Here is a 15,155-nt window from a genome sequence, read left to right as displayed (position 1 = left end):
GCTATGCCTAAAATACTGGTAATTGAAGACGAAGCAGCAATTAGACGCGTACTGGTCAAAATTCTTTCCGAAGAAAGCGATAGTTATCAGTTAGAAGAAGCGGAAGATGGTCTCAAAGGCTTAGAGGCGGTCAAGAACAATGATTATGATCTTGTGCTTTGCGATATAAAAATGCCAAAAATGGACGGTGTAGAAGTGCTTGAAGCTGCCCGTAAAATTAAACCGGAGACTCCGTTTATAATGATTTCCGGTCACGGAGATTTAGATACGGCTGTAAATACCATGCGCCTTGGTGCATTTGATTATATTTCAAAACCACCGGATTTAAATAGGTTGTTGACAACGGTTCGCAACGCGGTAGACCGTAAGGTGCTTGTTGTTGAGAACAAGAAGCTGAAGAAAAAGGTGAGCAAGAATTATGAGATGATAGGTAATAGCAAAGAGATTACCATCATAAAAGATATGATAGAAAAAGTTGCGCCTACAGATGCTCGTGTGCTTATTACGGGGTCAAACGGTACCGGTAAAGAGTTGGTGGCACATTGGGTTCATGAGAAAAGCCAGCGAAGTGCCGCTCCTTTTATTGAGGTGAATTGTGCGGCAATCCCATCAGAATTAATAGAAAGTGAACTTTTTGGTCATGTTAAAGGGGCCTTTACTTCTGCAGTAAGAGATCGCGCAGGTAAGTTTGAAGCAGCTAATAAAGGAACTATTTTTTTAGATGAAATAGGTGATATGAGCCTATCTGCTCAAGCAAAAGTATTACGGGCGCTACAGGAAAGTAAGATTTCGCGTGTGGGTACGGATAAGGATATTAAAGTAGATGTGCGTGTAATTGCGGCAACCAACAAAAATTTAAAAAAGGAAATAGAAGAAGGTAATTTCCGTGAGGATCTGTATCATAGGTTGGCAGTAATACTAATACAGGTTCCGGCTTTAAATGATAGACGCGACGATATTCCGTTGTTGATAGAGCACTTTGCCAAAAAGATAGCTTCGGAACAAGGTATTGCTCCCAAGACGTTTTCGGCGAAAGCCATCAAGCTTTTAAAAAGTTATGATTGGACGGGAAATATTAGAGAACTCAGAAACGTAGTTGAGCGTTTAATTATTTTAGGGGGAAAGGAAGTGGCAGAGGAAGATGTAAAGCTTTTTGCCAGTAAGTAAATCGCATTCTTTTTATAGGTAGTACGCTTATTTTAAGAAATAGCACGAATTAATTTTGGCAATTTTTTAGTCGCTCAAGGGCCTTAGCCGTAATTTGCTTGGTTTTTAGGTTGTAGTATTTTTTACTTTCGGATAGATGTGGTTTTAAAAGCTCTTGCTCACAATTTTCATAGATATTTTGAGCAAATGCTTTGGCTTCAACGCAATCTACTGTATTGATAACTTTGTCCAATGAATTTTTGTACTTTAGTAATGAGGTGTCTATTTTCTCTTGTATTTTAGCATTATCTAGAAAAGCCATGGTATGCTCTGGTTCCGGGCTCGCAACATTCATAACTAAATTATTAGACCCGTAGATACTGCCATGCTCATCATGGTTGGTAATAGCTTCTAGACTTTCTTTACTGTATTGGAGAGCTTTGTTCAATAAAATTCTAGTACCGGCAATTGAGGTGGCCTTGGTGGCGTTTTTCAAGTATTCAATATTTTCTAAGGCACTATCTAAGGCATATTCACAACCACAATCTTCAATTTTTAATCTAGATTTTTCCAGTGCGTTTAAGGCTTTAAATGTATAGAACCTAGCCATTTGCAAGTCTTTCATGGAAAGAGCTTTCTTAGTTTGATTCTTAACGTAACCTATATTGGAGTTGGCATAGTCACAATCTTGAACCGCTCCAAAAGAGGAGGAACAGTAAAAAATGAATGTAAATTGTATAAAGTAAAATAACTTCATTTAGTAAGTTTTGTTGTCGTAAAATTTGGGATTATTACAATGTAAAGTTAAGTACATCAGGTCGTTAAGATGTAGTTTTTTCGATGGACGACCTGCTTGGTTATCAATTTTGGATAAACCGGATAGTTCTGTTGCCAAACGGTCATTTTTTTTAACATTTGCGACCGTTCAACGATAAAATAGTTTTATATTCAGCCTATGGACAGAAAAGAAATAACCTCATTTAGGGTCAATTCGGACATTGAACTTTCAAAATGTCCCACCAAAGAAGATTTTGGTGCTACAGATAAACAGTTGAAAAAGGATTTAGAGAACATCCGTGAAGAGTTAGGAGACTTTCAAGATACGCTGTACGCACACGGAAAATATAGTGTTCTTATTTGTATTCAGGGTATGGATACTGCGGGTAAGGACAGTCTAATTCGTGAAGTATTTAAGGATTTTAATGCCCGTGGCGTAGTTGTGCATAGTTTTAAGGTGCCTACGGAACTAGAGTTAGGTCATGATTATTTGTGGCGCCATTATATTGCGTTACCGGCCAAAGGAAAGTTTGGTGTATTCAATAGGACCCATTATGAAAATGTTTTGGTAACCCGTGTACATCCTGAATATATAATGGGTGAACATATACCGGGTATTCATTCAACTGCGGATATAGATCAGAAATTCTGGGATAAACGCTTTGAGCAAATCAATAATTTTGAGCGTCACATTGCCGAGAACGGAACAATTATATTCAAATTTTTTCTTCATTTATCAAAAGAAGAGCAGCGTTTACGATTATTAAGGCGCTTGGCATTAAAGCGTAAAAATTGGAAGTTCTCTCCTGGTGACCTTAAAGAACGCAAACTGTGGGACACGTATCAAAAGTGCTATCAAGAGGCTATTAACGTGACTTCTAAACCACATGCACCGTGGTATGTAGTGCCTGCGGATAATAAAAAGGCGGCACGTGTTATTGTTGCTTCCGTGTTATTGGAGGAGCTTAAAAAGTACAAGGATATTAAAGAGCCTGAACTTGATGATAAAATAAAGGCCAACTTGGAAATGTATAAAGAACAATTGGAAAAAGAAGGAGAATGAAGAAAGTAATCCTACTGTTGATGAGTATAGGGCTAAGCATAAATGTCTGTGCCCAAAGTGAAGATGAGAAGCAACTTAAGAAAATATATGATCAAGCGCTTACAAACGGTAAGGCTTATGATTGGCTAAATTACCTCTCCAACCAAATTGGCGGAAGGTTATCGGGTAGCGTTCAGGCTCAATTGGCAGTCGATTATACCAAAAAACAATTAGATTCTTTGGGCCTTGACCGGGTATATCTACAACCGGTGATGGTGCCAAAATGGGTCCGTGGAACACCGGAATTTGCATACTTTGAAACAAGTCCGGGATTATCTACTAATGTTCCTATTTGCGCATTGGGAGGTTCGGTGGCCACTCCTCTGGGAGGATTAAAAGCGGGGCTCATAGAAGTACAGGGCATTGAGGATTTAGAAAAGTTAGGTAAGGAAAATATTGAAGGGAAAATCGTTTTTTATAACAGACCTATGGATCCAACTCTGATCAGCACGTTTGCGTCATATACGGGTTGCGTTGATCAACGTTATTCCGGTGCTGAAGAGGCAGCTAAATATGGAGCTGTTGGTGTTATCGTTCGGTCATTGAATTTACGGTTAGATGATTATCCGCATACAGGTTCAATGGGTTATGGAGATACACCGGTTTCCAAGAGAATTCCAGCTGCAGCCATAAGTACAAAAGGAGCTGACCTGCTAAGTACAACTCTAAAATTGAACGCTGATGTTCAGTTCTATTTCAAGCAAAATTGCAAACAGTTTGATGATGTTGAATCTTTTAATGTCATTGGCGAAATTAAGGGGAGTGAGTTTCCAAACGAGATAATGGTTGTAGGAGGCCATCTTGACTCTTGGGACTTGGGTGACGGCTCCCATGATGATGGAGCCGGTTGCGTACAAAGTATGGATGTGCTTCGTTTATTAAAAACAACAGGATATAAACCTAAAAGAACCATTCGTGCAGTTTTGTTTATGAACGAAGAGAATGGCTTAAGAGGTGGTAATAAGTATGCTGAAGTGGCTAGTAATAAAAAAGAAAAGCATGTTTTTGCTCTGGAGAGTGATGCGGGAGGTTTTACACCCCGCGGATTCTCTTTTGATTGTTCGGAGGAAAATTTGAAGCAAGTACATAGCTGGAAAAGTCTGTTTGAGCCCTATTACATTCATCTTTTTGAAAAAGGATATAGTGGGGCCGATATTCGCCCGTTGAAAAATAGTGAAATGGTCTTGGCCGGTCTAAGGCCCGATTCCCAAAGATATTTTGTGCATCACCATGCGGAGAATGATACTTTTGAGCATGTTAATAAACGAGAGTTGGAACTGGGTGCGGCTAGTATGGCCAGTTTAATTTATTTATTTGATAAATATGGAATTGTAAAGTAGTTGTTGAATACTGCTTTAATATGGATAAAGCGTCTTTTCTTAGTAGGAGAAGACTCTTTTTTTTACTTCTATCTAGGGATTTTAGAGTTTGTTGGGGAGGAGGTTTGTAACTAAGAATTCCGAACAAATTTGCTTATCTTTGCGGCTCATTAAAAAAATGAAAAATGCAAGACGGAATCTACGCAAAATTCAATACGGACAAAGGTGAGATAGTAGTTAAACTTACTCACGATAAAACTCCGGGTACGGTAGGTAACTTTGTTGCCCTTGCCGAAGGAAAACAAGATAATACTGCAAAAGCTGCGGGAGAGCCTTATTATGACGGACTAAAATTTCATAGGGTAATTCCAGATTTTATGGTACAGGGCGGATGTCCTCAAGGTACAGGTACGGGTGATGCCGGATATAAGTTTGATGATGAGTTTCATCCAGATCTAAATCACTCTGAGCCAGGTGTCCTTTCTATGGCAAATGCCGGTCCTGGTACTAACGGGAGCCAGTTCTTTATAACTCATGTACCAACGCCATGGTTAGACAATAAGCACACGGTTTTTGGAAAGGTAGAAAGCGGTCAGGAAGTGGTAGATGCTATTGCTCAAGGAGATTTGATTAAAAGTGTTGAAATTATTCGTGTGGGTGATGAGGCCCAAAACTGGGATGCGCTTGCTAGTTTTGAAAAGTTCAAAAGTTCTAAAGAAGCGCGCCTAGCAGAGGAAAAAGCGAAGCAAGCAGCGGAATTGGATAAAATAGCAGCTGGTTTTGATGAGACAGAAAGTGGTCTTAGATATAAAATGATTCAAAAAGGAAGTGGTGCACAGGCGGAAAAAGGTCAAACCGTATCAGTTCATTATGAAGGTTCTTTATTGAACGGTCAGGTTTTTGATTCTTCTTACAAGCGTAATCAACCTATTGATTTTCAATTAGGTGTTGGTCAGGTAATTCCAGGTTGGGATGAAGGAATCCAACTGTTGCAGGTAGGAGATAAGGCAAGATTGGTTATACCATCTAATTTAGGATATGGTAGCGCTGGTGCAGGTGGTGTAATTCCTCCAAATGCTACCCTATTATTTGATGTTGAATTGATGGGAGTGAAATAAAAGTATACATTAATACTATGAAGAAGCCTTAACAGAAATGTTAGGGCTTTTCTGTTCTTGGATATATATGTTGAAATTGATTGGGATTGCAGTAATTTTTGTTCAAACAAACAAAAGCAACCCTTGGCAGAGTGGTTTTGGCCACTCGCCTACAGCATTAACAATCTACCCAATACTATTTTATCGGGAGTTCTTAGCTCTATCTGTGCTCACAATTAGCAAAACAATATTTACTACGAGCAATACGAAAACAATACCAAAAAAAGTAAGCATATTCTATTGTTTGGTTAATTGGGGAAAACCTAGTTTTTTAGTAGACGCAGAAAAGTAAAAAGGGTTGCGTCAAAAACTCAATAGTAAATGTACGAAAAATATTACTTTATTGATTTATCTCTTACAGTTAACAAAAAAAGCCCCGTTACCAATGGTAACGGGGCTTTTGTATAAAAAAAGTTTATGCGTCTTTCTTAGTCTACTACTTTCACATTTACCGCGTTCAGTCCTTTTTTACCTTGTTGTAGCTCAAATTCTACAACGTCACCTTCACGAATTTCATCGATCAAACCAGAAATGTGTACAAAGTGATCTTCGCTTGAACCATCTTCAGTGATAAATCCGTAACCTTTGGAATCATTGAAGAATTTTACTGTTCCTTTACTCATAATACAAAAAAATTAAATTAAATTATGGCGCAAATATAACTATAAAAAATTAAATCAATGATTTTTACTAAGTTATCTTTACTTTACCTGAGAGTTATGCGAACCGTTTTTACTCCCAACCTAAGTTGTTTAACCACTTTTGTTTGAGTTTTTTAGAGAATTCTCCTTAATTTTTAGAAATACTTTTTCTAAAGGAAGTGGCAAGCAAATATTTAAAAACTTACTTATCGGTAATTTTCTTTTGTAAGAATTTTAGAAATTATAAAGCCATCTATTGTGTATGAAATAGATGGCTTTATAATTAATTAAGCAGACCTTATACAGTTGGGTCTGGTGTCATACGTAAATACGGTTTTACTTCTTCCACACCTTTACTGAATATGGTCTTAGCATCTTCCGTAGAAATTGCTGGGCTCACTACAACATCTTCGCCATTTTTCCAGTTAGCTGGTGTTGCTACTTTGTGATTGGCTGTAAGTTGCAGAGAATCTATAACTCGTAGCAATTCGTAAAAATTACGTCCTGTAGAAGCAGGGTAGGTCAACATTAACTTTACCGTTCTATCCGGTGCAATAATGAAAACTGAGCGTACGGTTAAAGTACTGTCTGCTTTTGGATGTATCATGTCATACAGGTCGGAAACCTTGCGATCTTCATCTGCTATGATAGGAAATTCTACATTGGTCTTTTGAACTTCGTTAATATCCTTTATCCACTCTACATGAGATGCAGCACCATCAACACTCAATGCAATCATTTTTACATTACGCTTATCAAATTCGCCCTTAAATTGTGCGGCCGTACCTAATTCTGTGGTACATACTGGTGTAAAATCGGCAGGGTGAGAGAAAAGAATTCCCCAGCTATCGCCTAAATAATCATATAAATTAATTTCTCCTATTGAGCTTTCTGCTGTAAAATTAGGGGCTTTATCGCCCAATCTTATTGTTGCCATTATCTTGTTTTTTAGGTTTGAAATTGTAATCCTATAAAATTAGTAGATTAGTCTAGTACAACCTTACGTTTATGGTTAAAAATGTATTAAAGTTTCCTATTTTTAAGCTATGGAAAAGAAAGAATTGGAACAACTGAAATATCCCATAGGAAAGTTTGAAAAACCTGAGCAAATAACCCATGAACAAATCCAAGAATGGATTCATGTACTTGAAATGATTCCTGAAGAACTGGAAAACTTGGTTAAGGATTTAACAGATGAACAGTTAGAAACACCTTACCGGCCCGGTGGGTGGACGGTAAGACAAACTGTCCACCATATTTCGGACAGTCATCATAACAGCTACATCCGTTTTAAATGGGCTCTTACAGAGCATAACCCTGTCATAAAAGCTTATGATGAAAAAGCATGGGCAGAGCTTTTTGATACTAAAACCGCGCCTATACAATTGTCTTTGGATCACCTTAAAGCCGTTCACGGTAAGTTGGTTCATTTGCTAAACGGGCTTTCTAATGTTCAACTAAAAATGACGTTTACACATCCCAGTGGAAATGTCCAAGTGCTATTAGATGAGAATATTGGTCACTATGCATGGCATGGAAGACATCACTTTGCTCAAATTTTAAATCTAATTGAAAGAAAGGGCTGGTAATATTAGCCCTTCCATTTGATGTTACAACCAATACTGGGTTTTTGATTCTCGTCTATTTTTTCATTTTTTAGAAGAGCATCAAGCGCTTTGCGTAAATCTTTTCCGGTTACAGGGATGCCGTTTCCTGGTCTGGAATCGTCTAACTGACCGCGATAAACTAGTTTTAGATCGGTATCGAATAAATAAAAATCCGGTGTGCAAGCGGCATCATAATTTTTGCCTACTTCCTGTGTTTCATCATATAGATAAGGAAAAGTGTAACCTTCTTCTGTGGCTGTCCGTTTCATAAGATCCGGCGCATCTTGCGGATAATTTTGAACATCGTTACTGGAAATAGCGATGAAACCTATGCCTTTGGCCTGGTAATCTTTTGCCATTTGGGCAATTTCCAGATTTACATGTTTTACAAAAGGGCAGTGGTTACAGATAAAAGCAATTACAGTTCCTTTATCTCCCTTTAATTCGTTAAGATGAACGTATTCTTCAGTTCGTGTATTCAATAAATTAAAATCTGGTGCAGTTGTACCAAGCGGGAGCATATTACTGAGTGTTCGTGCCATTTTTATATTGTGTTTAGAAATTAAAGTTATAAAAAGTATTTTGAGTGTCTTTGCTAAACCATAATCTATTTTTACCTTCAACTTTTATTAGAGGTTTAATAACATTAAGAATAGTATGGGCGAGACGATAAATTGGCAAGATTTTGCAAAAATAGATATGCGTGTCGGGACGGTTTTAAAAGTAGATGATTTTCCAGAAGCAAGAAACCCTGCTTATCAACTTCATATTGATTTTGGAGAAGAAATTGGAATTAAAAAAACGTCGGCTCAGGTGACTACCCTCTATACTAAAGAACAGCTTTTGGGAACGCAAGTGGTAGCGGTCGTTAATTTTCCTAAGAAGCAAATAGCTAACTTTATGAGTGAATGTCTTATATTGGGTGCTGTCAATGGCAAAGATGTAGAGCTTTTACAGCCAAAAGCAATTGTGGCCAACGGACTGAAAATATCATAATTGATTGACCGAAAACTTACTAGATAGCGTATCCCTTAATTTTGACGCCCAAGCGCAATGGGTATTGAATATTTCACTTGCCTTGGTAATGTTCGGGATAGCCCTAGATATTTCCATAGCTGACTTTAAAGGGCTTCTTAAGAATCCCAAGCCTATATTTACGGGGCTTTTTACTCAATTTATTCTATTACCTCTTCTAACTTTTCTCTTGGTTTTGTGTATTAGGCCCATACCTAGTATAGCTTTGGGAATGATAATGGTAGCGGCTTGTCCTGGGGGAAACGTCTCCAATTTTATCTCGCATTTAGCGGGTGGAAATACGGCTTTGTCAGTAAGTTTAACGGCAGCGGCAACCTTGTTGGCCGTTGTTTTTACACCTTTAAATCTTCAATTTTGGGGAAGTTTATACCCACCGACCCATCAAATTTTAAAAGAAATAGCCTTATCTCCTTTGCAAATGATTCAGTTGGTTTCCCTATTGTTGGGTTTGCCTTTGGTTTTAGGTATATGGGTAAATCACCTAAAACCTGGTTTAGCAAAAAAAATGGGTAAAGTTCTTAAAGTTGTTTCCTTGGTCTTTTTTATACTATTGGTATTTTTGGCCTTGTATAACAACCGCGTTGTATTTTATGATTATGTAATGTATGTTTTCTGGATTGTTGTCCTACATAATATATTGGCTTTTTTAACAGGATTTTCATTCGCCAAATGTATGGGCTTGTCGCCAAAAAATATACGTTCCATTACCATAGAAACGGGTATCCAAAATTCTGGACTGGGCTTGCTCTTAATTTTTTCCTTTTTTGATGGCCTTGGCGGAATGGCTTTATTGGCTGCTTTCTGGGGAATTTGGCACTTAGTATCCGGCCTTACGCTTGCTGCTTTTTGGAGTTACAAACCAATTAAAACCGAAACACTGACTTGAAGAATATAGGCTATCAATTATTGAAAACCTGGATTAAGACGGGATTACATCTTTATTACGGGAAAATACAAGTTTCAGGGCTGGATAATGTACCTAAGGACAAGCCTGTACTTTTTTTACCAAACCACCAAAGTGCACTGTTAGATGTGTTATTGATTGCGGTAGATTGTAATCGTAAACCATTCTTCTTAACACGTTCGGATGTGTTTACGAAGCCTAGCCTAAAGAAGTTTTTTGCCTATCTAAGAATGATTCCTATTTATAGAATTAGAGATGGGAGGGAGGCCTTAAAAAACAACCAAGCTGTATTTGATCAATGTGCCGAAATTTTTGGGAATGGACATGCTATCGTAATGTTTCCGGAAGCTAACCATAATATTAAACGTCGTGTGAGGCCTTTAAGTAAGGGGTTTACCCGTATTCTTTTCAATGCTGTGGATAGATTGGCGGATACGGATATTCATATTGTTCCCGTGGGTCTTAATTATAGAAGTAACTCGGGTTTTCCGGATCGGGTGGCCATCTATTTTGATAAGAGTATCGTGGTAAATACCCTGTATGATGTCAATGACGTTCAAGGGTCGGTCAATATGGTAAAAGGAATGGTCTCGGATAGGTTGAAGCACTTAACGACCCATATAGAGGATGAGAGTACTTATAACTCTATTTCAGGGCAATTAAATGCTTTGAATACAGATTACCTCAATCCGTTTGAAACAAATAAAACTATAGAAACGCTCAGTACATCTGTAAATGTTGATGCTGTGGTTAAGAAAAAGGGTATACTCCATTCATTGGCAAAAGCGGTATTTGAACTGATCAACTTTCCGTTACTTCTAATATGGCGAAAATGGGCCAAACCGAAAGTTTGGGAACCGGAATTTATGGGAACCCTTCGTTTTGGGTTTGCCTTGTTGGCTTACCCTGTTTACTATGCGTTGGTATTTACCGTAGTGGCGTTGTTAAGCAATAGCCCTACTGGGTTGATAGTTATACTGGCTTTATTTCTTTACAATTGGCTGTATGTTCGGAATAATTAAATTTTGGTCTAAAAGAAGAATTTTCGCAAATAAAAAACGGCCCTGAAAAGGGCCGTTTTACTATAGTAGTTTTTGCTTTTAGATGTCATCAAAACTAACATCGGTAAAATTACCGGTTTCCGTAGATTTTAATTCTCCGTTGGTAGTTGTTGTTACTTCCTCTTCTTTCTTAAAGTCTTTTTGGTGACGTTCAGAGATGACTTCAGCGCCTTTCTCTTCAATAATAAAATTCATCATTTCCGATACATTATCCTTAAAGGCTTCAAAATCTTCCTTATACAGGTAAATTTTATGTTTTTTGTAGTGGAAAGAACCATCGTCATGAGTAAATTTTTTACTCTCGGTAATGGTTAGATAGTAATCGCCTGCCTTGGTACTTCGTACATCAAAGAAATACGTGCGCCTACCTGCCCGTAAAACTTTGGAATGAATTTCCTCCTGGTCCATTGAATCTTTTTCGTTCATCGCGTTTATAGTGTAGTTAATAGTTGTTAATCTTTCAAAAATGTAAAAAAAAAGCCAATACGGCAACAATTTTTCAGTTTTCTTTCTCTGACAGTTGCGTGTAGTACAAATCTTTGTAATATCCTTCAACACTGTTTAAATCAGTGTGGTTACCTTCTTGGAGAAGTTCCCCATTGGATAAGACCAATACTTTATCGGCGTTTTTTGCAGATGATACCCTATGGCTAACTATAAGTGTGGTGCGGTTTTTGGAGGCTTTTTTAAGGTTGTTTAAAATCTCCTCTTCGGTTTCTGTGTCAACGGCAGATAAGCAATCATCAAACAGGTAAACTTCTGGTTTTTTTAGCAAAGCCCTAGCTATGGATACCCGTTGTTTTTGCCCTCCACTGAGTGTAATTCCCCTTTCGCCCAGAACGGTTTCATATTCTTTTTGAAATCCCATTATGTTTTCATGTACTACTGCGTTCTTTGCAGCTTCTACAACTTCTTCGTCCGAAGCATTTTCCTTGCCGAACTTTATATTGCTTTTAATGGAGTCCGAGAATAAAAAGGCATCCTGTGGTACGGCACCAATGGCTTTCCTTAAACTATCAATATTCAACTCTTTTATTGGGGTGCCATCTATTAATATTTCACCGGACGTAACGTCATACAATCTGGCGATCAGGTCTAAAATGGTTGATTTTCCAGAACCGGTCTTACCTAGAATAGCAACGGTTTCCCCTTCGTGTATGGTAAATGAGATGTTTTTTAGGGCCGTTATTTCAGTATCCTCATAGGTGAAGGTTACGTTCTTAAATTCTATTTTCCCTTTAACTGGTGTTTCTTCCAGAACGGTGTTCCTAATATCCGGGGTTTCGTTCAAGAATTCGTTTATACGTTTTTGTGAGGCTTCAGCGCGTTGTACGATGGAGGTCAACCAGCCAATAATTGCCACAGGCCAAGTAAGCATATTCACATAAAGTACAAATTCGGCAATAACACCAGAAGATTCTATTTCTCCATTTATATACTGTTTTCCACCAATGTAGATAACAAAAATGTTACTGATCCCTATAAGTAATATCATTAGAGGAAAGAACCAAGCGTTCACCTTGGCCAAATCCATACTCTTATCTTTTCCTTCTACCGCCAAAGCGCTCAAATCACTATTGGTCTGTGGTTCCAAGGCGTATGCTTTAATAACGGAAACACCGGAAAATATTTCTTGTGTAAAGGTAGATAGGTTAGAAAGGTATTGTTGTACAATAGTGCTGCGCTCATGGATTACCTTACTTATATAATAGATAAGAACAGATAGAATAGGTAGAGGAATTAATGTGTATGCCGCTAATGTTGGGGCGGTCATAAACATAATGGGAATTATGCAGGCGAATAAAGTAATGGTATTTATGCCGTACATTAAAGCGGGCCCAGCATACATACGAACCTGATTTACGTCTTCACTAATACGATTCATTAAATCTCCTGTTCTATTTTTCTTGTAGAAATTTAGGCTTAGAAATTGATAATGGTCAAAGATTTCATTTTTAAGGTCATACTCAATATACCTAGAGACATTGATTATGGTCTGGCGCATGAGAAAGGTGAAAAAGCCAGATAGCAGAGCAGCTCCTACAATTATTAAAATGTACTCTAGGAGAAGGCCCTTAGCGGCCGATTCTTCCACTTGCCCATCCATAAAATTTTCGATTACCATAATCGATTCTTTTACATATCTAGGCATAACCAGTTGTAGCACACGTGCAATAATTGTTATGAACAACCCGATCAATAATTTAGACCAATATTTTTTAAAGTACTTATTTAGGTGTGCAAGTTCCTTCATGAAAGGTATATACTAAGGCTATATTTAATTGGTCAAAGATAGGGGTTTGGGTATAAACCATATGTTATAAATACTATAAGATGTAGTGTTGCTACAAATTAATATCAAATCTATATGGAGAATCTTAAACGTTAAATTTACGGTAAGTTTTTATATTTTAAATCTTTCAAGAAGCTTAAAAACAAGGCCTTGCAAGAGTATTTAATGATTAAAGTGAAATGTTGTTGGTGTTTCGTCGTTTAGTATAGTAGTCTTTTGGGCTTTATTCTTATTTTTGCGTCGTGAAAGTCAAACCAATACTATTCCAAAAAAGTTCTTTAAAATGCTAACACGAAGACATATACGGGTAAAAGTAATGCAGTGTATTTATGCCATTACCCAATCTAAAGACGAATCTTTAGAGAAACAAGAAAAATTTCTACGGTTTAGCATAGATAATATGTATACCCTTTATCTTTTAATGCTGAGCTTGATGATAGAGATTCAGCAAAGAGGGTCGGACCAATTAAGGATTTCTTCAAAAAAGTATTTGGCTACGGCTTCGGATAATTTTCCGGATCAGGCAAAGTTCGTTAACAATAAGCTATTGCTGCAATTGGTGCATAATGAGCCCTTAAAAGCTGAGCTTAAAAAGAGAAAGCTAGATAATTGGTATTTGAACGAAGAGTATGTAAAAATTATTTACAACAACATCGTTAAAAGCACTGCCTACCAAGAGTATATGTCTGTAGAAGGCAGTACTTATGCAAAAGACAAAGAGCTCATCATTACTTTGTTCAGAGAGGTTATTGCGCCAGATGAAAAAATCTACGACTATTTTGAAGATAACAACCTTACTTGGGTAGATGATATTCCTATTGTAAACACCTATATTTTAAAACAGCTTAAAAAGGTGAAGAACGATCAGTCCACTTCGTTTTTCTTGCCTCGGTTATTAAAGGATAAGGAGGATATGGAGTTTGCAAAGAAACTTCTTAGAAAAACCTTGTTGAAAGATGGTGAACTCACTAAGGAAATTGAAGGGAAAACTCCAAATTGGGATAAAGACCGAATTGCGGATATGGATGCTATTTTATTAAAAATGGCCATTTGCGAACTACTGAACTTCCCTTCCATACCAGAAAAGGTAACTATTAACGAATTTTTAGAGATTGCAAAAGAATATTCTACTCCTAAAAGCAGTATTTTTATCAACGGCATTCTAGATAATTTAGTAAAAGATTACAAAAAGGAAGGAAAGCTGAATAAAATGGGCAGAGGGCTCATTTAAAATAAATGATTAATTTTACCCCAAATTAAAGTTAGAGTTATGAGAAAAACATTTTTTGCCTTAAGTATATGTTCGCTTTTGGCGTTCGTATCGTGTAAAGAAAATGCGTCAAGTAAAGTAAAATCCGATAATGTTGCCGAAGCTGCTCAGCGTGATGAAGCTGGTAAGCAAGTTCCGGTAATGGAGTTCGCAAAAGCGGAGCATGATTTTGGAACTATAGAACAAGGTACCCCTCAAGAAACTATTTTTACTTTTACCAATACGGGTAATGCACCTTTGATCATTACAAATGCTACCAGTTCATGTGGTTGTACAGTACCAAATCCACCAAAAGACCCTATCGCACCAGGTGAAACAGGTGAGTTGGTTGTTAAGTTTAACGGATCAGGTCAAAACCAAGTAACTAAAACTATTACCGTAAACGCCAATACTGAAAAAGGTACTGAGCAATTACGTATTAAGGCTTTTGTTAATCCTAAAGGAGCTGCTCCAGTAGGACCAACAAAATAATAACAGATCAGAGACAAAAAACATGGGTGATATAGGACAGTTTCTTCCAATGATATTGATTTTTGTGGTTGCGTACTTCTTTATGATACGTCCACAAATGAAACGTCAAAAGGATGAAAAAAAATTCGCAGCTGAATTAAAAAGAGGCGATAGGGTAATTACAAAAAGTGGTTTGCACGGAAAGATCATGGAATTAAATGACAATGATTTTTCTTGCATATTAGAGACCATGGCAGGTAAGTTAAAGTTTGATCGTTCCTCCATTTCAATGGAAATGAGCAAAAAATTAAACGCTCCCGAAAAGAAGTAAAAACACATTTTAAGTATATGAAAAACACCGCTACGAACTAGCGGTGTTTTTTTTGGTCTTGT

17 protein-coding genes are annotated in these 15,155 nt (G+C 37.3%); 11 read left to right on the top strand and 6 right to left on the bottom strand.

The genetic code is table 11. The features are described 5' to 3' along the window. Nucleotides 1-3: 3 nt before the first annotated feature. The gene (locus P0077_RS02910; RefSeq protein ID WP_276167670.1) at nucleotides 4-1,167 is read left to right on the top strand and encodes a sigma-54-dependent transcriptional regulator; all 1,164 of its coding nucleotides are present in this window, start codon (nucleotides 4-6) and stop codon (nucleotides 1,165-1,167) included. Nucleotides 1,168-1,216: 49 nt separating this feature from the next. Here P0077_RS02910 and P0077_RS02905 read toward each other — a convergent pair whose 3' ends face one another. Beyond that, entirely contained in the window at nucleotides 1,217-1,903 is a 687-nt protein-coding gene (locus tag P0077_RS02905; RefSeq protein WP_276167669.1) for a hypothetical protein, read from the bottom strand. A 198-nt stretch (nucleotides 1,904-2,101) separates the two neighbouring features. Here P0077_RS02905 and P0077_RS02900 point away from each other — a divergent pair, with 198 nt between their 5' ends. From P0077_RS02900 to P0077_RS02890, 3 genes are all read left to right on the top strand, one after another. Next, nucleotides 2,102-2,986, top strand: a complete 885-nt coding sequence (locus P0077_RS02900) for a PPK2 family polyphosphate kinase (protein WP_276167668.1) — start codon at nucleotides 2,102-2,104, stop codon at nucleotides 2,984-2,986. After that, on the top strand, nucleotides 2,983-4,365 hold the full coding sequence (locus tag P0077_RS02895; RefSeq protein WP_276167667.1) for a M28 family peptidase: 1,383 nt from the start codon (nucleotides 2,983-2,985) through the stop codon (nucleotides 4,363-4,365). The genes P0077_RS02900 and P0077_RS02895 overlap by 4 nt, the downstream gene beginning before the upstream one ends. A 164-nt stretch (nucleotides 4,366-4,529) precedes the next feature. Next, the gene (locus tag P0077_RS02890) at nucleotides 4,530-5,462 is read left to right on the top strand and encodes a peptidylprolyl isomerase (protein WP_276167666.1); all 933 of its coding nucleotides are present in this window, start codon (nucleotides 4,530-4,532) and stop codon (nucleotides 5,460-5,462) included. 467 nt (nucleotides 5,463-5,929) lie between these two features. On the opposite strand, the gene P0077_RS02885 is transcribed toward P0077_RS02890, so the two are convergent. Together P0077_RS02885 and P0077_RS02880 are read right to left on the bottom strand one after the other, a co-directional pair. Continuing rightward, nucleotides 5,930-6,124 carry a cold-shock protein gene (locus P0077_RS02885; protein ID WP_013994176.1) on the bottom strand — a complete coding sequence of 65 codons (195 nt, stop codon included), beginning with the start codon at nucleotides 6,122-6,124 and terminating at the stop codon, nucleotides 5,930-5,932. A 316-nt stretch (nucleotides 6,125-6,440) separates the two neighbouring features. After that, a complete protein-coding gene (locus P0077_RS02880; protein WP_276167665.1) occupies nucleotides 6,441-7,079 on the bottom strand; it encodes a peroxiredoxin in 639 nt (212 codons plus the stop codon). A gap of 109 nt (nucleotides 7,080-7,188) precedes the next feature. Here P0077_RS02880 and P0077_RS02875 point away from each other — a divergent pair, with 109 nt between their 5' ends. Further along, nucleotides 7,189-7,731: a YfiT family bacillithiol transferase gene (locus tag P0077_RS02875; protein ID WP_276167664.1), complete on the top strand. Its 543-nt coding sequence runs from the start codon at nucleotides 7,189-7,191 to the stop codon at nucleotides 7,729-7,731. Between the two features lie 2 nt (nucleotides 7,732-7,733). Here P0077_RS02875 and P0077_RS02870 read toward each other — a convergent pair whose 3' ends face one another. Beyond that, the gene (locus P0077_RS02870) at nucleotides 7,734-8,291 is read right to left on the bottom strand and encodes a thioredoxin family protein (RefSeq protein ID WP_276167663.1); all 558 of its coding nucleotides are present in this window, start codon (nucleotides 8,289-8,291) and stop codon (nucleotides 7,734-7,736) included. Between the two features lie 115 nt (nucleotides 8,292-8,406). Here P0077_RS02870 and P0077_RS02865 point away from each other — a divergent pair, with 115 nt between their 5' ends. Genes P0077_RS02865 through P0077_RS02855 form a run of 3 tightly spaced genes read left to right on the top strand, consistent with a single transcriptional unit; the run spans nucleotide 8,407 to nucleotide 10,710 of the window. Beyond that, nucleotides 8,407-8,745, top strand: coding sequence for a tRNA-binding protein (locus P0077_RS02865; protein ID WP_276167662.1), 339 nt, complete (start codon nucleotides 8,407-8,409; stop codon nucleotides 8,743-8,745). A 4-nt stretch (nucleotides 8,746-8,749) separates the two neighbouring features. Then, nucleotides 8,750-9,670, top strand: coding sequence for a bile acid:sodium symporter family protein (locus P0077_RS02860; protein WP_276167661.1), 921 nt, complete (start codon nucleotides 8,750-8,752; stop codon nucleotides 9,668-9,670). Further along, nucleotides 9,667-10,710 (top strand): 1-acyl-sn-glycerol-3-phosphate acyltransferase, encoded by a 1,044-nt coding sequence (locus P0077_RS02855; RefSeq protein ID WP_276167660.1) that lies wholly within the window; start codon nucleotides 9,667-9,669, stop codon nucleotides 10,708-10,710. The genes P0077_RS02860 and P0077_RS02855 overlap by 4 nt, the downstream gene beginning before the upstream one ends. Nucleotides 10,711-10,788: 78 nt before the next feature. Here P0077_RS02855 and P0077_RS02850 read toward each other — a convergent pair whose 3' ends face one another. Together P0077_RS02850 and P0077_RS02845 are read right to left on the bottom strand one after the other, a co-directional pair. After that, a complete protein-coding gene (locus tag P0077_RS02850) occupies nucleotides 10,789-11,175 on the bottom strand; it encodes a PUR family DNA/RNA-binding protein (RefSeq protein WP_276167659.1) in 387 nt (128 codons plus the stop codon). Between the two features lie 73 nt (nucleotides 11,176-11,248). After that, on the bottom strand, nucleotides 11,249-13,003 hold the full coding sequence (locus P0077_RS02845) for an ABC transporter ATP-binding protein (RefSeq protein ID WP_276167658.1): 1,755 nt from the start codon (nucleotides 13,001-13,003) through the stop codon (nucleotides 11,249-11,251). Nucleotides 13,004-13,325: 322 nt separating this feature from the next. Here P0077_RS02845 and nusB point away from each other — a divergent pair, with 322 nt between their 5' ends. Genes nusB through yajC form a run of 3 tightly spaced genes read left to right on the top strand, consistent with a single transcriptional unit; the run spans nucleotide 13,326 to nucleotide 15,093 of the window. After that, the gene (gene nusB / locus P0077_RS02840; protein WP_276167657.1) at nucleotides 13,326-14,273 is read left to right on the top strand and encodes a transcription antitermination factor NusB; all 948 of its coding nucleotides are present in this window, start codon (nucleotides 13,326-13,328) and stop codon (nucleotides 14,271-14,273) included. Nucleotides 14,274-14,312: 39 nt separating this feature from the next. Next, nucleotides 14,313-14,783: a DUF1573 domain-containing protein gene (locus P0077_RS02835; RefSeq protein WP_276167656.1), complete on the top strand. Its 471-nt coding sequence runs from the start codon at nucleotides 14,313-14,315 to the stop codon at nucleotides 14,781-14,783. A gap of 22 nt (nucleotides 14,784-14,805) precedes the next feature. Beyond that, the gene (yajC, locus tag P0077_RS02830) at nucleotides 14,806-15,093 is read left to right on the top strand and encodes a preprotein translocase subunit YajC (RefSeq protein ID WP_276167655.1); all 288 of its coding nucleotides are present in this window, start codon (nucleotides 14,806-14,808) and stop codon (nucleotides 15,091-15,093) included. The last annotated feature ends 62 nt before the right edge of the window (nucleotides 15,094-15,155 follow it).

This window comes from Zobellia alginiliquefaciens (genome assembly GCF_029323795.1).
GTDB lineage: Bacteria > Bacteroidota > Bacteroidia > Flavobacteriales > Flavobacteriaceae > Zobellia > Zobellia alginiliquefaciens.
Note: the sequence above shows the minus strand (reverse complement) of the source record. Positions and strands in the feature narration are given on the sequence as shown.